The sequence below is a fragment of the Frankia sp. AiPa1 genome, from assembly GCF_023243075.1.
Lineage (GTDB): Bacteria > Actinomycetota > Actinomycetes > Frankiales > Frankiaceae > Frankia.
Genome location: NZ_JALKFZ020000195.1, coordinates 1 through 18,052, shown reverse-complemented (window position 1 = coordinate 18,052; position 18,052 = coordinate 1). Strand labels below are relative to the sequence as shown.

The following is an 18,052-nucleotide window of genomic DNA, read 5'->3' as shown; positions in this document are numbered from 1 at the left end:
CGCCCACCCCGGGCGCCGCCCCCTCTCCGGCCGCGGTACCGGCCTGGGGCCGGCCGTTCGTCCTTGGCGCCGGTCAGACCTCGTCGCTGCGTCCCTCGTCCCTGCGGCCGTCCTCGTTGCGGCCGTCCTCGCCGCTGGGGCGCCTGACCCTGCGGGCCAGGCTCGCGCTGCTGGTCGGGATGGCGGTGGCCGCGGCCGTCGCCGTGGTCGCCGGTGTCTCGCTCGGCGCGACCAGCATCGTGCTGAACAACGCCATCGACGACCAGCTCGTCGAGCAGGCGCAGGCGTCGGCGGACACGATCCAGACCAACGCGCTGGGCAGCGGCGTGCAGGCGTTCAGCTTCGGACTGGAAGGCCAGTTCCTCGACGCCGCCGGCAACCCGCTGGAGAACGCGGTCTCACCGTGGAACCGGGTGCGGATCCCGGTAAGCGCGGCCGACGCCGAGGTCGCCCGCGGGCAGCGCACGCAGAACCTGCGCACCATCACGGTGAACGGCCAGTCCTACCGACTGGTCACCGTGCCGCTGCAGCGTCCGGCGGTGGCCGCGGCACTGCAGCTGGCCCGGCCCACCACCGATGTCGACCGGACCCTGCGCGACCTCGGTCTGGTGCTGCTCGTCGTCGGCGTGGTCGGGGTCGTGGGGTCGGCACTGGCCGGGCGGATCGTCGCCCGGGCCGCGCTCAAACCGGTCGATGCCGCGGCCGCCGCCGCCGAGGAGGTCGCCCGTACCCAGAACCTGTCCGCGCTGATCCCGGTCATCGGCACCGACGAGATCGCCCGACTGGCGGAGAGCCTCAACAGCATGCTGCGCGCGCTGGAGGCCTCCCGGGCCCGCCAGCGCCAACTCGTCGACGACGCGAGTCACGAGCTGCGCACCCCGCTGACCAGCCTGCGGACCAACATCGAGCTGCTGCTGCGGTCCGAGGCCAACCCGCACCGCCCGCTGCCCGCGGCCGACCGGCAGGCCCTGCTGCGCGATGTGGACGCCCAGATGCGCGAGCTGTCCGGACTGGTCAGCGAGCTGGTCGAGCTCGCCCGGGACGAGATGCCCGCCGAGGAGGCGGAGCGGCTCGACCTTGCCGACATCGTCCGCGCCGCCGCCGAGCGCGCCCGGCGACGGGCCAACGGCAAGGGCATCCTCATCGAGGTGGAGATCGACGGGGCTGGTGCCGCCCCCACCGCCACTGCCGGCTCGGGCGGCGGCTCGACGCTCGGCCCCGTCATCACCGGCGGCGCCGGGCATGCCATCGATGGTCGGGCGAACCTGCTGGAGCGGGCCGTGACGAACCTCCTGGACAACGCGGTGAAGTTCTCCCCGCCAACATCGGTTGTGCGGATCCGCTGCCGGGGCACGGAGGTCACTGTGATCGACGAGGGCCCCGGCATCGCGTCGGAGGACCGAGCCCAGGTCTTCGACCGCTTCTACCGGGCCACCTCCGCCCGCGGGCTGCCCGGCTCGGGTCTTGGCCTGGCGATCGTCGCGGACGCCGTAGCCACCCATGGCGGCTGGGTACGGGCCGAGGCCGCCCCCGGTGGCGGTGCACTGCTGCGCATGTGGCTGCCTCCCGCCGGCCCCGGCCCGATCCACGACTTCCAGGACGACACGTTCGCCCCACCGGTCTCGGCGCCGGTCCCCGTCGCGCCGGACTTGTCCACACCACCTTCGCCAGCTTCCGGCCCGCCAGCTTCCGGCCCGCCGGCTTCCGGCCCGCCGGCTTCCGGCCCGGCGGCCTCGGGTCTGCCCGCGTCAGGGCTGCCAGCCCTGGGCCCAGCCGTCGCCTGGACGCCCCTGGACGACGGGCCGGCGTCGGTCTCCCCGTGGAGCCGACCGCCCTCCCCGTCACCGCCTGCCGTGCCTGCCGAGCCGCCCGGGCTTGCCCGCGAGGGCGACGCCAGGGCGGGCCGCGGCGAGAATCCTTCGGTGTGAGCCCAGACGACGACACCGGTGTGAGCCCAGACGGCACGGTCTCCCGGCCGCCCACCCTCCCTGCCACCGCTGCCCCCGCTGTTTCGGCCGAACCCGACCGGCCGGTCATGCCCGCCGATCTCGCCGCGCTGGCCGACGCGTGCGGCGTGGCCGTCGAGTACACCGACGCCGAGCATCGCCTGGTGCGGATCGCTCCGGACACCGTCCGCGCCGTGCTGGAGCTGCTGGGCGTCGACCCGGCTGACCCGGCCGCCGCACTCGACCACCTGCACGAGGCGCGCTGGCGTCGGCAGCTGCCGTCCTGCGTGGTGGTGTCCGCGGCGAGGCCGGAGCCGATCGTGCTGCATCTGCCGGTCGGCGCCGACGTCCAGGCCGAGCTGAGGCTCGAGGCTGGCACCCGCGTCCGACTGGACCCTCCCGGCGACGAGAGTGAGCGCCGCAGGCTCGACGGGGATCCGTGGGCGGCACGGCCGATCACCCTGCCCGGCGGCCTTCCGCTGGGCGACCACACCCTCCACGTCACCGCCGGGAGCCGACAGCTGCGCTGCCCGGTCGTCGCGGTGCCGGCCGTCGTGCCCGGGCCCGCGACGCTGCGTAGCCGAGGACCGCACTGGCGGGCCTGGGGCTGGATGGTCCAGCTCTACGCGCTGCGCTCGGTGCGGAGCTGGGGCATGGGCGACTACGGCGACCTCGCCGAGCTCGCCGGTTGGTCCGGGGCGGCCGGCGCCGACGTGCTGCTGGTCAACCCGCTGCACGCGGCGGCGCCGACCCTGCCGGTGGCGAACTCGCCGTATTCGCCGGTCAGCCGGCGTTTCGCCGCGCCGCTGTACCTGCGGCCCGAAGCCACCCCCGAATACACGCGGGCGGACGCCGCCACTCGGGCCGCCGTCGACGAGCTGGCGGCCCGGGCCCGCCGTGACAGCCGCCCTGCGGGCCTGCTTGACCGGGACGCTGTGTGGAACGCCAAGCTCGCGGCCTTGGAGCTGCTGTTCGAGGTGAGGTCGGTCGCGGCCGGGGACGCGCCGCAGGCCGGGAATGCTGGCGTGGCCGGGGCTGCTGGCGTGGCCGAGGACGTGGATCTCGAAAACTTCGCCACCTGGTGCGCGCTCGCCGAACGGCACGGGCCGGACTGGCGGGCGTGGCCGACACGGTTCGCCCGCCCGGACACCCCCGCCGTGGCCGCGGTCCGCGTCGAACTCGCCGAGCGGATCGCCTTCCACACCTGGCTGCAGCGCCGCTGCGACGACCAGCTCGCCGCCGCGCAGGCCGCGGCCCGCACCGCCGGGATGGCCGCGGGCATCGTGCATGACCTGGCCGTCGGGGTCGATCCCGGCGGCGCCGACGCCTGGGCGCTGCAGGATGTCCTCGCCGTCGAGGCGACCGTCGGCGCCCCGCCGGACACCTTCAACCAACAGGGGCAGGACTGGGGCCTGCCACCATGGCGCCCGCGGGCGCTCGCCGACGCCGGGTACGCGCCGCTGCGGCAGATGGTCGCCGCGGTGCTGCGCCGCGGGGGCGGGCTGCGGGTCGACCACATCCTCGGCCTGTTCCGGCTGTGGTGGATCCCGAAGGGCGCCGACGCCGCCCACGGCACCTACGTCCGCTACGACGCGGCCGCCATGCTCGGGCTGATCGCACTGGAAGCGGCGAAGGCCGACGCGCTCGTCGTCGGCGAGGACCTGGGCACCGTCGAACCGTCGGTGGTGACGACGCTGGACCGCGCTGGCGTCCTGGGCTCCTCGGTGGTCTGGTTCGAGCAGGATACGAACGGCGCCCCACTGCCGCCGGCACGCTACCGGCCCGCCACGATGGCCAGCATCACCACGCACGACCTCCCGACGGCAGCCGGGTACCTGGAAGGCGAGCATGTGCGCCTGCGGGCGAGGCTTGGCCTGCTCGGCCGCTCCGAACAGGCCGAGACGGACGCCTGGCGGACCGAGCGGGACGCCCTGCTCGGCCTGTTGCGCGCCGAGGGCCTGGTCGCCGACGGCTCGACGGAGCTCGACGCCTACGTCCTGGGGCTGCACAGGCTGCTCGTCCGCTCGCCATGCCAGGTCGTGCTCGCCGCGCCCGGCGACGCGCTCGGTGATCGGCATCAGCCGAACCTGCCCGGCACTACCGACGCGTACCCGAACTGGCGGCTGCCGGTGCGCGACGGGGGGGGATGTGAGGTGACGATCGAACGGCTGCGCGACGAGCCGGCGGTGGCCCGGCTGGCCGCGTTGCTCAACCAGGTCCGGGTCGGGGACCCGCCCGGTGCCGACGGTCAGACGTCCGCCGCTGGCGGGGTTCGTGAGCCCGTGGTGGGAAGAGTCGGAACTCACCCTCCGGCGGGGGACCAACGGCACCCCTGACGGAGGACCCTGGCACCACTTCCCGGTAACCTTCGCTGCGTGACTCCACGTCAACCGCGGCGCAGGGGCGTCGCTTTCCGCCGGGTGCTCACGGTCGCCGGCCTCGCGCTGTTCGCGCTGCCGGTGTTCGCCGTGACGGCTTCGGCATCGGAGATCGGGACAAGGTACAACCCTGACCCGTTGACGGCTCTGCAGACCTGGGGTATCTACGGCGGCACCATCGCCGGTGGATTCCTCATCGCGATCCTGCTGGCGGCCTTCTCCGGTCGCCGCAGTGGGCCGGCCCGCTATCGTCCGGGCCAGCCGTGGGAGCACGACGAGATCTGGGTTGGCACCCGCCCGGAGGAGCTCGAGCGTCAGCGGGACGCCCAGGCGGTGCCGGGAGCAGGTGGAGCCAGTGGCAACTGGTGAGGCGTTCAGCCCCGAGCAGCTCGACCGGCTGAACCGTGCCCTGAAGCAGGCCGAGAGGCTTAGCGGCATCCGGTTCGTCGTCCGGGTCGGTGCGCTGCGCGGCGACGTGCGTCTCGCGGCGGAGCGCACCCTCTCGACCGTCGTCGACGACCCGGCGCGGGACGCTGCGGTGCTGGTCGTGGTCTCGCCTGGGCAGTGCGTCGTGCACATCGCGACCACCCCGGTGGCCCGTCGGCGCATCAGTGACGCCTCGGCGAGTCTCGCCGCGCTCTCGATGACGTCCAGTTTCTCCCTGGGTGACCTGGTCGGCGGCCTGACCTACGGCGTCCGTCAGCTCGCTGAGTCCGCCGGTTCCCCGGCCTCCACCCCGGCCGCGATCCGCTCGTCGTCCTCGGCCGGCAGCCCCGCCGTGTACTGAGAAGCGCCGCCGCGCACGGACAGGCCGCCGCTCTGGGGGTTCACCGATCAGCCGATCACCGGTGAACCCCCAGCGACAGCCCGCCACCCGGCGGTCCTGCCAGGGGTCAGCCCGCGGAGATGTCCTTCTCGCGGGCGGCCAGGGCCCGGACGAGGCCGTCGCGGCCCTCGAGCAGGGCGCGGCGCAGCGGCGGCGTCGGGTCCTGCTCGGCGACGTAGGCGTCGACCTTGGCCACGGTCCGCGGGGAGATGACCGAGGACGGGAACAGCATCTGGCTGATCGTCGCCGCCGTGTCGAAGCTGCGGGACGCCCAGATTCCGCCGATCTCGGCGAAGAACCGGTCGACGTAGGGCTTGGTCAGTTCCTGCTGGTCCGAGATCCAGAACCCGGCCATCGTCGCCACCGCCAGGTGGTTCGACAGCGCCGCCGAGTCCATCACCGCGGACCATGCGGCGGCTTTTGCCTCGAGGGTGGGCCGGGCGGCCCGGGCCGTCGCGGCGCGCTTCTCGCCGGTGGCGGTGCGGTCCCGGGCGAACTCGGCGTCGATCTCGGGGTCGCCGTAGGCACCGCGGGCGACGAGCTGGGTGAGCAGCGTCCAGCGCAGTTCGGTGTCGAGCACCAGACCGTCGATGACGTCGCTGCCCTCGAACAGCGCGCGTACCCGGGCGATCTGCTCGGGGTTCTCCGTCCTGGCGAACGTGGTGGTGAACACGAGCTGCAGATCGCTGCCGGGCGCGGCGGCACGGGCGAGTTCCTCGGCCCGGCCGGTGAGCGCGGCGAGCGCCGCGGCCCGGTTCGCCGGATCGCCGTAGGCGTCGATCGTGAGCTCGGCCTTGGTGAGCAGCGACTGCACCACGCCGATGTCGTCCTCGGCGCTGATCCCGGACAGCACCAGGCGGACGTAGTCGCGGGCGGCAAGCTCGGCGTCGCGGGTCATATCCCAGGCCGCGGCCCAGCACAGCGTGCGGGGCAGGCTCTGGGTGACCGACCCGATCGAGTCGACCAGGGTGGCCAGCGACCGCTCGTCCAGACGGACCTTGGCGAAGGTGAGGTCGTCGTCGTTGAGCAGGATCAGCTCCGGCTGGCGGGCGCCGACGAGCTTGGGCACCTCGGTGAGCTCGCCGGTCACGTCCAGCTCGACTCGCTCCCGGCGGACCAGCGCGCCGCGCGGATCCCGGTCGTAGAGGCCGATCGCGAGCCGGTGCGGGCGCAGCGTGCGGGACGCGGTCGGCGGGGCGCTCGCCGGCTCCTGCACCACGTCGAACGAGGTGAACAGGCCCGAGGAGTCGGTGAAGAAACGCGGGCGCAGGGTGTTGACGCCGGTGGTCGTAAGCCAGGCGGCCGACCAGGCGGACAGATCCCGCCCGGAGGCGTTCTCCAGCTCGTCCAGCAGGTCCCGCAGGGACGTGTTCGCGTACTCGTAGCGGCGGAAGTACGCCCGCAGGCCGGAGAGGAACTCCTCCTGACCGACCCAGGCGACGAGCTGCTTGAGAACACTCGCGCCCTTGGCGTAGGTGATGCCGTCGAAATTGGTGCGGACCGCGTCCATGTCGGGCGCGTCGGCCACGATGGGATGGGTCGACGAGAGCTGGTCCTGCCGGTAGGCCCAGCCCTTCTCGGCGTTGGCGAACGTCGTCCAGCCGCCTGTGAACCGGGTCGCGGTGACCTGTGCCAGCACCGACATGTAGGTCGCGAACGACTCGTTGAGCCACAGGTCGTCCCACCAGCGCATGGTGACCAGGTCACCGAACCACATGTGCGCCATCTCGTGCAGGATCGTCTCGGCGCGACGCTCGCGGCGGGCCTCGGTCACCTTCGCCCGGAAGACATAGTCCTCGAGGAACGTGACGCAGCCGGCGTTCTCCATCGCCCCGGCGTTGAACTCCGGCACGAACAGCTGGTCGTACTTGCCGAAGGGGTACCGGTAGTCGAACACCCGGTGGTAGAAGTCGAACCCGGCCTTGGTGATCTCGAACAGCTCGTCCGGGTCGAGGAACTCCGCCAGCGAGCGGCGGCAGAACAGCCCCAGATCGATGCCGTCGTGCCGGTCGCGCACCTCGTGGTACGGGCCGGCGACCAGCGCCGTGATGTAGGTCGACACCACCGGCGTGGTCAGGAAGCGGATCGTGCGTACGCCGATCGCGGCCTCCGCCGTCGCCGCGACCGCCCCGTTCGAGATCGCCGACCACTCGGCCGGCACCGTCACCGTGAGGGTGAACGCGGCCTTGAGGTCGGGCTGGTCGAAGCAGGTGTACATCCGGTGCGCGTCGTACGTCTCGAACTGGGTGTAGAGGTAGACGGCGTCGTCCACAGGGTCGACGAAGCGGTGCAGCCCCTCGCCGGTGCGGGAGTAGACCCCGTCGCCGACCACCCGCAGCCGGTTGGACTCGGCGAGCCCGTCGAGCCGGATCCGCTCGCCGTCGAAGATCGCGGCCGGATCGAGTGCCCGGCCGTTGAGCTCCACCTCGTCGACGCCGGCGGCGGCGAGCTCGATGAACGTCGACGCTCCCGGTGCGGTGCAGGTGAAAGTGACCATCGTCGACGTGCGGAAGTGCTCCGGGCCCGTCGTCAGGTCGAGTTCGACGTCATAGGACGCCACGTTGAGCAGGCGGGCGCGCTCGCGCGCCTCGTCGCGGGTGAGATTGTTGGGCACCCGGTTCCTCTCCGCTTGCGGCTTGCACGTCAGCGTGCGACTTGCGTGTGGGCGGGTGTCCTGGCCGGCCGCGGGTGACTCGACCTTCGGCGTGCGGCTCGACCGGACGTCGGCCGGCGCATGCCGGCGCTGCTCACATCAGGGTTCAGTCTCGCACGCCGGAGGCGGCCCGGGATCGCGCCGGCGAACCATCCGTGGCCGGTCCACTGCCGGGCACCGTCGCGAATTGTCGGTTTTCGCGGCCTGCCGCGTCCACCGGTGCGGCGGGTACGGCACGATGGCGTATATCTCCCGCGCATGGCGGGTCGGCAGGTGCCGGGGCGGCGGAGTCGGGAGGGAGCGCGGGTGAGGCGGGTAGCCGGGTTGGGCCGCATTTCCGTGCGAGCCCGTGCCGGCGGGGCCGACCCTGCCGACGGCGCTGCCGGCAGGCCCGCCGCTGGTTCTGCTGGTTCTGGTTCTGCGCCGCCGGATCATGCCGGCGCGGGCCCGGCCGGCTCCGGCGCGCCCCATGAGGGAGGCCCGCCCCGGCGGGCCGGACTCATCCCACGCCGGCTGCGGGAGCTGCGGGCGGCATCGCGGGCTGGTCACCCGGGCCGGCCGGGGGCAGGCGGCGACCAACCCGATCGGGACGAGTCGGCGGCTCGCGGGGCGGATGCGTCCTCGACCGCGCAGCGGGCCGAGGAGCACATCCCGGTGGCGTTGCGTGTCTCGGCCGGCTGGTCCTGGCGGCTGATCGTCACCGCTGCCGCCGTCTACATCCTGCTGATGGCGGTCGGGCGGATCCGGCTGGTCATCATTCCGATCATCGCCGGGCTGCTCATCGCCGCACTGATCCATCCGATGAAACACCGCTTCCAGCGGATGGGCCTGCCAAGGCTCGCGGCATCGTTCGCCGCGCTGTTCGTGTTCCTCGTGGTGCTCGCCGGGGCCGCGGTGGCGGTCGGGTTCAACGCCGCCGACGAGATCCCGACCGTCTCCGATCAGGTCAGCCAGGGTGTTGAGCAGATCCGCGGCTATCTCACCAACGGCCCGTTCCACCTGTCCCAGAGCCAGCTCGACGATCTGGTCGACGACATCCGGCGCAACCTGGCAAACAATCGTGGCCGGCTCGTCAATGGGGTGATCTCCGGCGCGTCGGTCGCCGCCGAGGCGCTCACCAGCCTGCTGCTGGCCCTGTTCTCCACCTTCTTCTTCGTCTATGACGGCGAACGGATCTGGAACTGGATCGTCACTCGCTTTCCCGTCGGAGCCGAGGAGCGGGTGCGTGGCGCCGGCCGGGAGGCGTGGTCCACGATCACCGGCTACATCCGGGGCACGGTCTTCGTCGCGGCCACCGACGCGCTGGGGATCACGATCGGCCTGATCGGCGTCGGCGTGCCGCTGGTCGCGCCGCTGGCGCTGCTCACGTTCTTCGGCGGGTTCGTGCCGATCGTGGGCGCCACCGTGGCCGGGGTGGCCGCGGTGCTGGTCACCCTCGTCTCCGGTGGGGTCACCGACGCCCTGATCATCCTTGGGGTGGTCCTGGCCGTGCAGCAGATCGAGGGACATCTGCTGCAGCCGCTGGTCATGCGGCGGGCGGTCCGGCTGCATCCGCTCGCCATCGTCATCTCGCTGTCCGCCGGTGGCGTGCTCGCCGGCATCCCCGGCGCCATCGCCGCCGTGCCGTTCGTGGCTGTGGTCAACCGCGTCGCCACCTACCTGGCCGCGAGCGCGAAGCCGGCCTCGGATGCGGATCCGCCGGCCGAGGGGGATCCGGCTCCCGACGGGAATCCGGTGCGGGGCGATCGGGTTGATCCTGGTGATCACCGTCCGCCCCGTGAGGAGACCCGTCCGTGAGCAGCGAGATTCCCGGCGACACCGACACGGTGACTGCCGACCTGTGGTTCGACCCGAGCTGTCCCTGGGCGTGGCTGACGTCCCGCTGGCTGCTGGAGGTCGAGAAGGTGCGCCCGGTGCGGGCGCGTTGGCACGTCATGAGCCTGGCCGAGCTCAACGCCGGTCGTGAGGTGCCCGAGCAGTACCGCGAGGCGATGGCGCAGGCGTGGGGGCCGGTCCGGATCTGCATCGCCGCGGCCGCGCGCCACGGCGAGGAGATCCTCGGCCCGCTCTACACCGCGCTTGGCCGCCGCCGGCACCTGGAGAAGGCGGAGTGGAGCCGCGAGACGTTCGTCGCGGCGCTCACCGAGGCCGGGGCCGACCCGTCTCTCGCCAGCGCGGCGACCTCGACCGCGTGGGACGAGGCGCTGCGGGCCAGCCACAACGACGGCATCGGCCGCGTCGGCATGGATGTCGGCACCCCGGTGATCGCGGTTGGTGGCACCGCCTTCTTCGGGCCGGTCATCACCCCGGCACCCAAAGGCGAGCAGGCCGGCCGGCTGTGGGACGGGGTTGTGCTGGTGGCCGGCACGCCCGGCTTCTTCGAGCTCAAGCGCAGCCGGGACATCGAACCGATCTTCGAGTGATCGGGCATGATGACGCATCATGCGCGTCCATCTAGGTTCTGATCATGCCGGCTTCCACCTGAAGGCGGCGCTTGCCGAACGCCTGGTGGAGCTCGGCCACGCACCCGTCGACCATGGTCCGGTCGAGTACGACCCCGACGACGACTACCCGCCGTTCGTGCTCGCTGCCGCGCGGGCGACGGCGGCGGAGCCGGACAGCCTGGGTATCGTCATCGGCGGGTCGGGCAACGGCGAGGCCATCGCGGCGAACAAGGTCGCCGGGGTACGCGCGGCGCTGGCGTGGAGCGAGCAGACGGCGACGCTCGGCCGCCAGCACAACGACGCCAATGTCCTGAGCCTGGGTGCGCGGATGCACACCGTGCCCGAGGCGCTCGGCTTCGTCGAGGTCTTTCTGTCCACCCCGTTCAGCGCCGAGCAGCGGCACGTGCGCCGGCTGCGGATGCTGTCGAACTACGAGCGCACCGGCGACGCCCCGTCCATCCCGGACGCGGCGTCCCCCGCCTCCTGAGCCTGCCGTCCCGGCCGGGGCTGACCGCCGCCGCCCGGCCGGGACGCTGGCCTGGCCGGGCGCAGCGCGAGCGTGCGTTCGGCCTCGGCGAGGTCGGCGTCGGTCGGTGGGGCGACATCACGGGCCCGCATGGCGACGGCCGCGGGCAGATGGGTCGATCCGGCACCGACCAAGCCTCGTAGCGCGGCGTCGAGATCGCCGGCCGTGGCCGCCTGAGGGTCGCGACGATGAGTGCGTGGCATGCCCCGAGGGTAGCCATCATCGGCGAAATCCGGGTGGGCCTGACATTGTCAGCCGGAGCGCCATGACGCTCCGCCGTCGCAGGGTAGATCGCTTGATGAGCGGACGCCAGTACTGCCGCCTTGATCCGACCGGTATGCATCCGCATCCGCGAAGACCATATGCACGCTCCGTTCGATCGTGGTGCCTCCAATGATGTTCCATGGGGTTGACAGAGTGTTTCCCCGGTGGGTGTACTGCGGCCGGTTGCGAGTCGTCGCGGGCCGGTCTGGGGGGTATCGTCCCTGGTCCCGGCCCTGGGGCACCCGTCGGCCGGGCGGACCGGAAGGGTCCGTATGCTTGTTGCTACCGAGAGATCGCGAAAAAGACCTATCTATAGCCCATAGGTGCCACTTCGCAATCTTGAGGTATTTGATCATTGCGTTGGCGGATTCGGGTGAATGCATTGACTTCCATCGCGAATTAGCTGAAACTGTGCGCTGATCTCGACTGGCAGCCAACAGTCGCGACGCCTTGGCCGGCGTCAGTACCGGTTCCGCCGTCGAAGCCTAGGAGCTGACTCTTGGACAGCGTGCCCGTGAGCGTCGTCATCCCGGCGTACAACGAGGCGCTTGGCCTCCCCGGTTCGCTTCCCGCGCTGGTATCCGTCATGCGCCGGACGCCGGATGCCGAGGTGATCGTGGTCGATGACGGCAGCACGGACGGCACCGCCGCTGTCGCCGAGGAGCATCTCGCTGGCCTGGAGGGCGGCCGGGTGCTCCGGTTGCCGTGGAACTCCGGCAAGGGCGCAGCTGTGCGGGCCGGGGTGTCAGCCGCTCACGGCGAGTCGATCGTCTTCCTCGACGCCGATGGCGCCTCCGACCTCAACGATCTTCCGCTGCTGCTCGCGGCCCTGGAGCACGCCGAGGTCGCGCTCGGCTCGCGGCGCATCGGCGGCCGGGCGCTGCGCAGCGGTGGCCGCAGGGTGGGCAGCTGGGCGTTCAACCAGTTCACCCGATCCCTGACCAGCCTCGATGTCGCGGACACCCAGTGCGGCTTCAAGGCCTTCCGGGGCGCCGAGGCCAAGCTGCTGTTCAGCCTCGCCCGTTCCACCGGGTTCGCCTTCGACGTCGAGGTGCTCTCGATCGCCCGGTCGATGGGCTACCGCATCGCCGAGGTGCCAGTGACCTGGGCGGAGATGCCCGGCGGAACGTTCCGGGTCGGCCGGCACACCCCCGCGATGCTGGTCGACGTGGTGCGGGCCCGCCGGTACCTGGGCCGCTCTGGCCCGGCCGTGCCCGCCCGCCCGGCTCCGATCCTGCCGATGCCTGCCGGGCCCACCGCCGTGGCGACGACCCGATCGCCGCTGTCCCCGCCGCGCCGGCCGCGTCCGACCTCGGTCCCCCTGGCCGTGGTGCACGAGCCGGAGGCAGCTGCCCGGTAGGTCCGCCTCTGGGCACCGTGGGTAGGGTCGGCCTATTCCAGTCCCTGGTCTTGGAGTCGACGATCCGTTCACCCGAAGCGCCGCGCACGTCTCGCTGGCCCCTGCTGGCGATCGCCGTTGGCTTCTCCGTGCTGTACCTGCTGCAGGCGCCCGGCAAGCTCACCGCTGACACAAAGCTTGACGTTCCGCTCGACCCGTGGGGATTCATGGGCCGCGCGACCCATCTGTGGAACTCGCAGGCGGAGTTCGGCTACCTGCCGAACCAGTACGTCGGCTACCTGTTCCCGATGGGCCCCTTCTTCGGGCTGGGCAAGCTCCTCGGGGTGCCGCCCTGGATTTCCCAGCGGCTGTGGATGGCGCTGCTGCTCACCGTCGCGGCCTGGGGGATCGTGCGGCTGGCGGATGCGCTTCGCATCGGCGTGCCCGCCACCCGCCTGCTCGCCGGGATGGCGTACACGCTCTCGCCGATGTTCCTCGGCAAGATCGGGGCAACCTCGGTGGCGCTCGTCGGCGCCTCGATGCTGCCGTGGATGACCCTGCCACTGATCCTTGCGCTGCGCCCCGACGGCGCTCTGGGCGCCGACACCGGAACAGCCGCCGAGACCGCGGCGGAGGAGCCACACCGGCGGCTCCCGCCGCGTCGGGCGGCCGCGCTGTCGGGGTTGGCCATCCTGTGCACGGGTGGCATCAATGCCACCGTCACACTGTGTGTGCTGCTCTGCCCTGCGGTGGTGCTGGTCTTCGCCGGTGGATCACGGCGGGCCTGGGCGCTGCGTGCCTGGTGGGTGCTTGCGGTCCTGCTGTCCACCGCTTGGTGGATAATGGCGCTGGCGGTACAGGGACGCTATGGCCTGAACTTCCTTCCCTACACCGAGACCGCGGCGACCACGACGGCGACCACCTCGGTCGCCGAGGCGCTGCGCGGCGTGACGGACTGGCTGGCCTACCTGCAGCTGCCCCGGGCATGGCTGCCCGCCGCCACCGAGTACATCTCCCGTCCGGTGCCGATCATCGGATCCGCCGCGCTGGCGGCGATCGGGTTGTGGGGGCTTGCCCGGGCCGACCTGCCGGCGCGGCGGTTCCTGCTGGTGACGCTGGCAGTCGGGACCGTCTCGGTGTCGGCCGCCTACCCGGGACATCCGAGCGGGCCGTTTGGTGCCGAGTTGCGCGACCTGCTCGGCAACCAGCTCGGTTTTCTGCGCAACGTCTACAAGTTCCAGCCGGTGGTGCGCCTGCCGATCGCTCTCGGCTTCGCCCATGCCCTGACCGCGCTGCCTCAACCGCGCCCGCGCCGGTGGCGTGTGCGTCGATGGGTGTCCCGGTTGCCGTTGCGGCAGCAGTACGGCGGCGTGGCCAGCGTGACGGCCGTGTTCACCGTGGCGGCGCTGGTCTGCGGCATGACCCCGGCGCTGTCCGGCAAGGCGTTGCAGCCCCGTCCGTTCACCAAGGTGCCGGACTACTGGGTGCAGGCCGCGGACTGGCTTGCGGACAACCCGCAGGGCGGCCGGACGCTCGTGCTACCCGCGTCGCCGTTCGCCGAGTACTCCTGGGGACGCCCGCTGGACGAGCCCCTGCAGTGGCTCGCGAAGTCCCCCTGGGGAGTGCGCAGCCTCATCCCGCTCGGCGGCGTGGGCGTGACGAGACTGATGGACGGGATCGAGCAGGAACTGGCGACCGGCTCCGCATCCGGCCTGGGACTCGCCCTCTCCCGCGCCGGGATCGGCCAGATCCTGCTGCGTAACGACCTTGAGCAGAAGGACTGGGACATCCCCCCATCCACCGACGAGCTGCACCGGGCGCTGGAGTTGTCCGGCCTCACCCACGCCGTCTCGTTCGGGCCGCAGGTAACGGCACGCGCTTCGGCCAAGGAACGGCTCGTCCCCTCGCGGCGTAACCCGACCACCGAAGCGCCAGCGCTGGAGGTGTGGACGGTACCGGGCGGTGCATCGCAGGTGCATTCCTATCCGGCAGACGGTGCCGTCGTCGTCTCCGGCGGACCGGAGGCGACGGTCCAGCTCGCGGCCCAGGGTCTGCTCAGCCCGGACCGGGCTGCCGTCCTCGCCAGCGACCTGGCCGCTCCGGCCAACACCACGCCACCATCGACCAGCCCGGCAGCGATCAAGGTTGCGCCCAGCGAAATGATCGGCTCGAGCACCGCCTGGTTCGACACTGACACCCTGACCCGCCGGGACAGCATCTACGGCATCGTGCACGACGCGAACTCCTATCTCCTTGGCCCGACGGGCAACGCGGTCGGCCGCTCCGGCGAACCCACTCAGTGGGCCGAGGACGATGTGGCCGGCCACCAGACCGTCGCCGGCTACGCCAACGGCATGTCGGTCACCGCTTCCTCCTACGGCTATGACCTGCTTGCCGCCCCTGACCTGGCCCCGCAGGCGGCTGTCGACGGCAACACGAGTACCTCCTGGACGGTGCAGCGCACCCGAACCACACGGACACAGGGCCAGTGGATTCAGCTGGACGTCGGCCGGCGGATGTCGGTGCCCTATATCGACATCCAGCTGCAGTCCGAGGGCTCTTGGCGGCCGCGGGTGCGCGCAATGCGGGTGACCACCGAGGCCGGCACGGTCGTCACCGACGTGTCTCCGGTGGAGGCGGTTCAGCGTCTGGCCGTCCCGAAGGGCGCGAGCCGCTGGTACCGCATCACGTTCGATCGGGTGGACCGGGAAAGCTCCAGCACTCTCGGTGGTGGTATCCGGGAGATCACGATTCCCGGCGTCACGTTTCAGCACTACGCGCAGCTCCCCGACGATGTGAGCAAGTTGTTCGCCGGCGCATCCCGCGGCCACATCGCCTATTCTCTGGCGCGGGAACGGGTAGACCCGGCGCAGCCGTTTGGCGGCTCCGAGGAGCTGACCCTGTCCCGCCGCTTCGACGTTCCCCGGCAGATGGACGTCGTCGTCAGTGGTAGAGCGAGTTTCATCCCACCGCCGAGCGGGACCCCGGCCGCCGACAACGGCGCTCTGCTTGTGGACTGCGGCAGCGGCCCGAGTCTGATCGTCGACGGCAAGAGCTACCCACTGCGAATCACTGGCCGCAACAGCGACGTGACCTCGGTAAACCCCGTACAGGTGACTCTGTGCACTGACGACAGTCAGCTGCACCTTTCAGCCGGCCAGCATCTGGTGAGCGTGGACCGGGGGGACACCTCCATCCTCGTCGATGCACTGTCCCTCGTCGCGCCCGGCCACGAGCCTTCGACGGCGCCCGCGCGCACCACCAAGGTCGGCAAGTGGGGCTCCGAACGCCGCACCGTCGAGATCGGCGCCGGAAGCCGGGCGTTCCTGTCCGTCCGGGAAAACGCAAACACCTCCTGGACAGCGAAGCTGAATGGCGCCGAGCTCACCCCTGTTCGCCTGGACGGCTGGCAGCAGGGCTGGATCGTGCCGGCCGGCGTCGGCGGCACCATCGTTATCCAGAACACCCCCGGCGAGGAATACCGCCGCAACCTCGTCGTCGGGCTGCTGCTGGTTCTCGTCCTGCTGGCGCTCGCTGTAATGCCTACGCCTACCGGCCGCCTGCGACGCCGTCAAGACCGGCTCGACGAGCCGCTGATGCCCTGGCTGCTCCAGCTCCCGGGTCTGGCGAGGGTGCCTACCCGGCTTGCCTGGGTGGCGCTCGTCATGGTGGCCCTGGTTCTGGTCGCCGGGCCGGTCGCTCTCGCCGTTCCCGTGCTGGTCTGGGCTGGTCGCCGCTGGCCAGCGGCGCCTGCCTGGGGCGCCGGACTGGCCATGATCGGTGCTGGTATAGCCGTGGCGGCCGCCCCCAACAGTTCCCCCGGGTCCGACCAGGGCGCGTTCGGCGCTCCCACCCAGCTGCTGGGCGCGTTCGCCCTCGCGGCGGCTCTTTCTGCCCTGGCGTCCCGGTGCTGGGACCGTCCCGGCACCACAGCCGACCGGAAGACAGACGATGACGGGGTCGCTGTCGCGTCCAGCGCTGACCCCCTGCCTACGCCGTGAGCCCATAGCCGCCCCTCGCGACGATGGTGCGCCCGCCGGGCGCTCTGACGATGACAGTGCCATCAGCGCGGCGGCGGACCATGAGCGCCTCGTCGTGGATGGCACGGTGATGGGCGCCGCAGATGAGCAACAGGTCTTCGATGTCAGTGTTGCCGTTGCCGGCGTCCCACTCGTGACAATGATGAATCTGGAGCCATTTTGTGTGCTCGCAGGAGGGAAACTGACAGACGCCCTGGTCGCGGGCGTAGACGGCGTCGCGGAGTCGCCGGGTGGGGAGTCTGTTGCGCCTACCCAGGTGCAGAGGATTGTTCTCTCGGTCGGTGATGAGGGCGCGGATCAGTGCGTCACAACCCAGACGTGCAACCATGCGGCCGGGAAGGCCGATGCTCCAGCCGGTGACAGCCGCGATGCCTGCAGGCAAGCTGCCGTGATCGTCCTGGGTGTTCCGCGGAACATCGTGATCGCTGGCGTCGGTGTTGCTGCTGGGACCAGATGCCGCGTCCTCTCCGGTTGTAGGGACATGAACGGTAAGGCTGTGGGGGGAGTCCTGCAGGGCGGGAGCGCCATGGTGCAGGAAGGCCTCGGCGATGGCGATGAGAGCGTCGGCGTCACGGATTTGTCCACGCGGGGTGTGCGCGGTTGCCCCGTCCTCGGGCAAGCCGGTAGGAGCGGGGGCCGCGTCGGGACTTTGCTCGGGGACGGTGTGCCGTCCGGATTCCAGGCTTGTACCAGCCGCATCGAGGGCAGCGACCAGTACGGCCGCATCGTCAGGGGAGAGAGTGGCGGTCAGGCGGATGCTGCCGTCCGGGTTGGCGCGCAGGGCGAGTTTGCGAGCGGCGCGTAGCTTGGCCGGGTCCGCGGTCTGCTGCCGGTGGCGGGAAACCAGCCGTTCGAGTCGACTCGCGGTCGTCTGCCGAGCGTGACGCAGCCAGTCGGCCTCGTCGTCAGGGCCGGCGACGCGGGTGATGGCTCGGACCTTCGAGTACGAGAGCTCTCCAGTGGAGAACGCGGCGCGGACAGCGGACAGTTGCTGCAGGGCATGAGCGGTGGCGAGCTGCTCGCGGGCGGTGCGCAGGTCCAGCCCACAGCGCCAGGCCAGCCAGTGCGCGCAGGAGCGGATTCCGATGCCGGCCCAGCCCTGGCGGCGATCGAACGCGGCGATGGTCGTGAGCCAGGTGTAGGTGGCGGCGGCGAGCCGGGCAGACCAACGACAGATAGTTTCCTCGACCTGTTCCAAGGGGGCCGACTCCGCATCAAATCCTGAGGAGGGGAGCGGAACGGACGCGCCGGGCCTGGGTGCTGCGCTCATGGTCATCACCGGTTCAGGGGTGAGAGTGGGCGGGCTGACAGCTCCTAGTGTCCCACGGATCCAGTCGAGAATCGATCGCCTGAGCGAATTTTTCGAACATGTCTTCGATGTCGCCGCATCGACCGGAAGGCTTGCGGGTGGTGGTTGTTACCCCCGTCCCTACCTGCGAGGGCGTCTCTGTGCGGCGGGCGGCGTTGACATCGGCGCACCGATATGGCTTACTTTCTCGAACACGCGGTCGATTCGTTCGGTCGAGTCAGGGGGGTGCGCGGCACCGCTCGGCGGGGTCGGGGCGGCGGCTAGGGGGGTGGGCTAGCACGTGGGGCGGTGTAACCCGAGTCATAACCCACCTTCGTCCCAGTCGGA

The 18,052-nt window shown here is 71.4% G+C and carries 12 protein-coding genes; 9 read left to right on the top strand and 3 right to left on the bottom strand.

All coding sequences use genetic code 11. The annotated features are described in order from the left end of the window. Positions 1–179 precede the first annotated feature (179 nt). From MXD95_RS27450 to MXD95_RS27435, 4 genes are all read left to right on the top strand, one after another. Positions 180–1,928, top strand: coding sequence for a HAMP domain-containing sensor histidine kinase (locus tag MXD95_RS27450; protein WP_250643657.1), 1,749 nt, complete (start codon positions 180–182; stop codon positions 1,926–1,928). A 107-nt stretch (positions 1,929–2,035) separates the two neighbouring features. Further along, on the top strand, positions 2,036–4,282 hold the full coding sequence (gene malQ / locus MXD95_RS27445; RefSeq protein WP_250643656.1) for a 4-alpha-glucanotransferase: 2,247 nt from the start codon (positions 2,036–2,038) through the stop codon (positions 4,280–4,282). A 39-nt stretch (positions 4,283–4,321) separates the two neighbouring features. After that, positions 4,322–4,693: a hypothetical protein gene (locus MXD95_RS27440; RefSeq protein WP_250643639.1), complete on the top strand. Its 372-nt coding sequence runs from the start codon at positions 4,322–4,324 to the stop codon at positions 4,691–4,693. Further along, complete coding sequence (locus MXD95_RS27435; protein WP_250643638.1) at positions 4,680–5,111, top strand: DUF5130 family protein; 432 nt, start codon at positions 4,680–4,682, stop codon at positions 5,109–5,111. Before MXD95_RS27440 ends, MXD95_RS27435 begins: the two co-directional genes overlap by 14 nt. A 106-nt stretch (positions 5,112–5,217) precedes the next feature. On the opposite strand, the gene pepN is transcribed toward MXD95_RS27435, so the two are convergent. After that, positions 5,218–7,764 (bottom strand): aminopeptidase N, encoded by a 2,547-nt coding sequence (gene pepN, locus MXD95_RS27430; RefSeq protein WP_250643637.1) that lies wholly within the window; start codon positions 7,762–7,764, stop codon positions 5,218–5,220. Between the two features lie 345 nt (positions 7,765–8,109). On the opposite strand from pepN, the gene MXD95_RS27425 reads away from it, so the two are divergent. Genes MXD95_RS27425 through MXD95_RS27415 form a run of 3 tightly spaced genes read left to right on the top strand, consistent with a single transcriptional unit; the run spans position 8,110 to position 10,734 of the window. Continuing rightward, positions 8,110–9,600 (top strand): AI-2E family transporter, encoded by a 1,491-nt coding sequence (locus MXD95_RS27425; RefSeq protein WP_250643636.1) that lies wholly within the window; start codon positions 8,110–8,112, stop codon positions 9,598–9,600. Beyond that, on the top strand, positions 9,597–10,226 hold the full coding sequence (locus MXD95_RS27420; protein WP_250643635.1) for a mycothiol-dependent nitroreductase Rv2466c family protein: 630 nt from the start codon (positions 9,597–9,599) through the stop codon (positions 10,224–10,226). Before MXD95_RS27425 ends, MXD95_RS27420 begins: the two co-directional genes overlap by 4 nt. Before the next feature lie 19 nt (positions 10,227–10,245). Then, entirely contained in the window at positions 10,246–10,734 is a 489-nt protein-coding gene (locus tag MXD95_RS27415; protein ID WP_250643634.1) for a ribose-5-phosphate isomerase, read from the top strand. On the opposite strand, the gene MXD95_RS27410 is transcribed toward MXD95_RS27415, so the two are convergent. Next, the gene (locus MXD95_RS27410) at positions 10,677–10,976 is read right to left on the bottom strand and encodes a hypothetical protein (protein WP_250643633.1); all 300 of its coding nucleotides are present in this window, start codon (positions 10,974–10,976) and stop codon (positions 10,677–10,679) included. The two genes, MXD95_RS27415 and MXD95_RS27410, sit on opposite strands and share 58 nt — an antisense overlap. Positions 10,977–11,545: 569 nt before the next feature. On the opposite strand from MXD95_RS27410, the gene MXD95_RS27405 reads away from it, so the two are divergent. Further along, entirely contained in the window at positions 11,546–12,397 is an 852-nt protein-coding gene (locus MXD95_RS27405) for a dolichyl-phosphate beta-glucosyltransferase (protein ID WP_250643655.1), read from the top strand. Positions 12,398–12,447: 50 nt separating this feature from the next. Further along, positions 12,448–16,377, top strand: a complete 3,930-nt coding sequence (locus MXD95_RS27400; protein WP_250643632.1) for an alpha-(1->3)-arabinofuranosyltransferase — start codon at positions 12,448–12,450, stop codon at positions 16,375–16,377. Here MXD95_RS27400 and MXD95_RS27395 read toward each other — a convergent pair. Continuing rightward, positions 16,367–17,614 (bottom strand): HNH endonuclease signature motif containing protein, encoded by a 1,248-nt coding sequence (locus MXD95_RS27395; protein ID WP_250643631.1) that lies wholly within the window; start codon positions 17,612–17,614, stop codon positions 16,367–16,369. The genes MXD95_RS27400 and MXD95_RS27395 overlap by 11 nt on opposite strands. Positions 17,615–18,052: the final 438 nt, after the last annotated feature.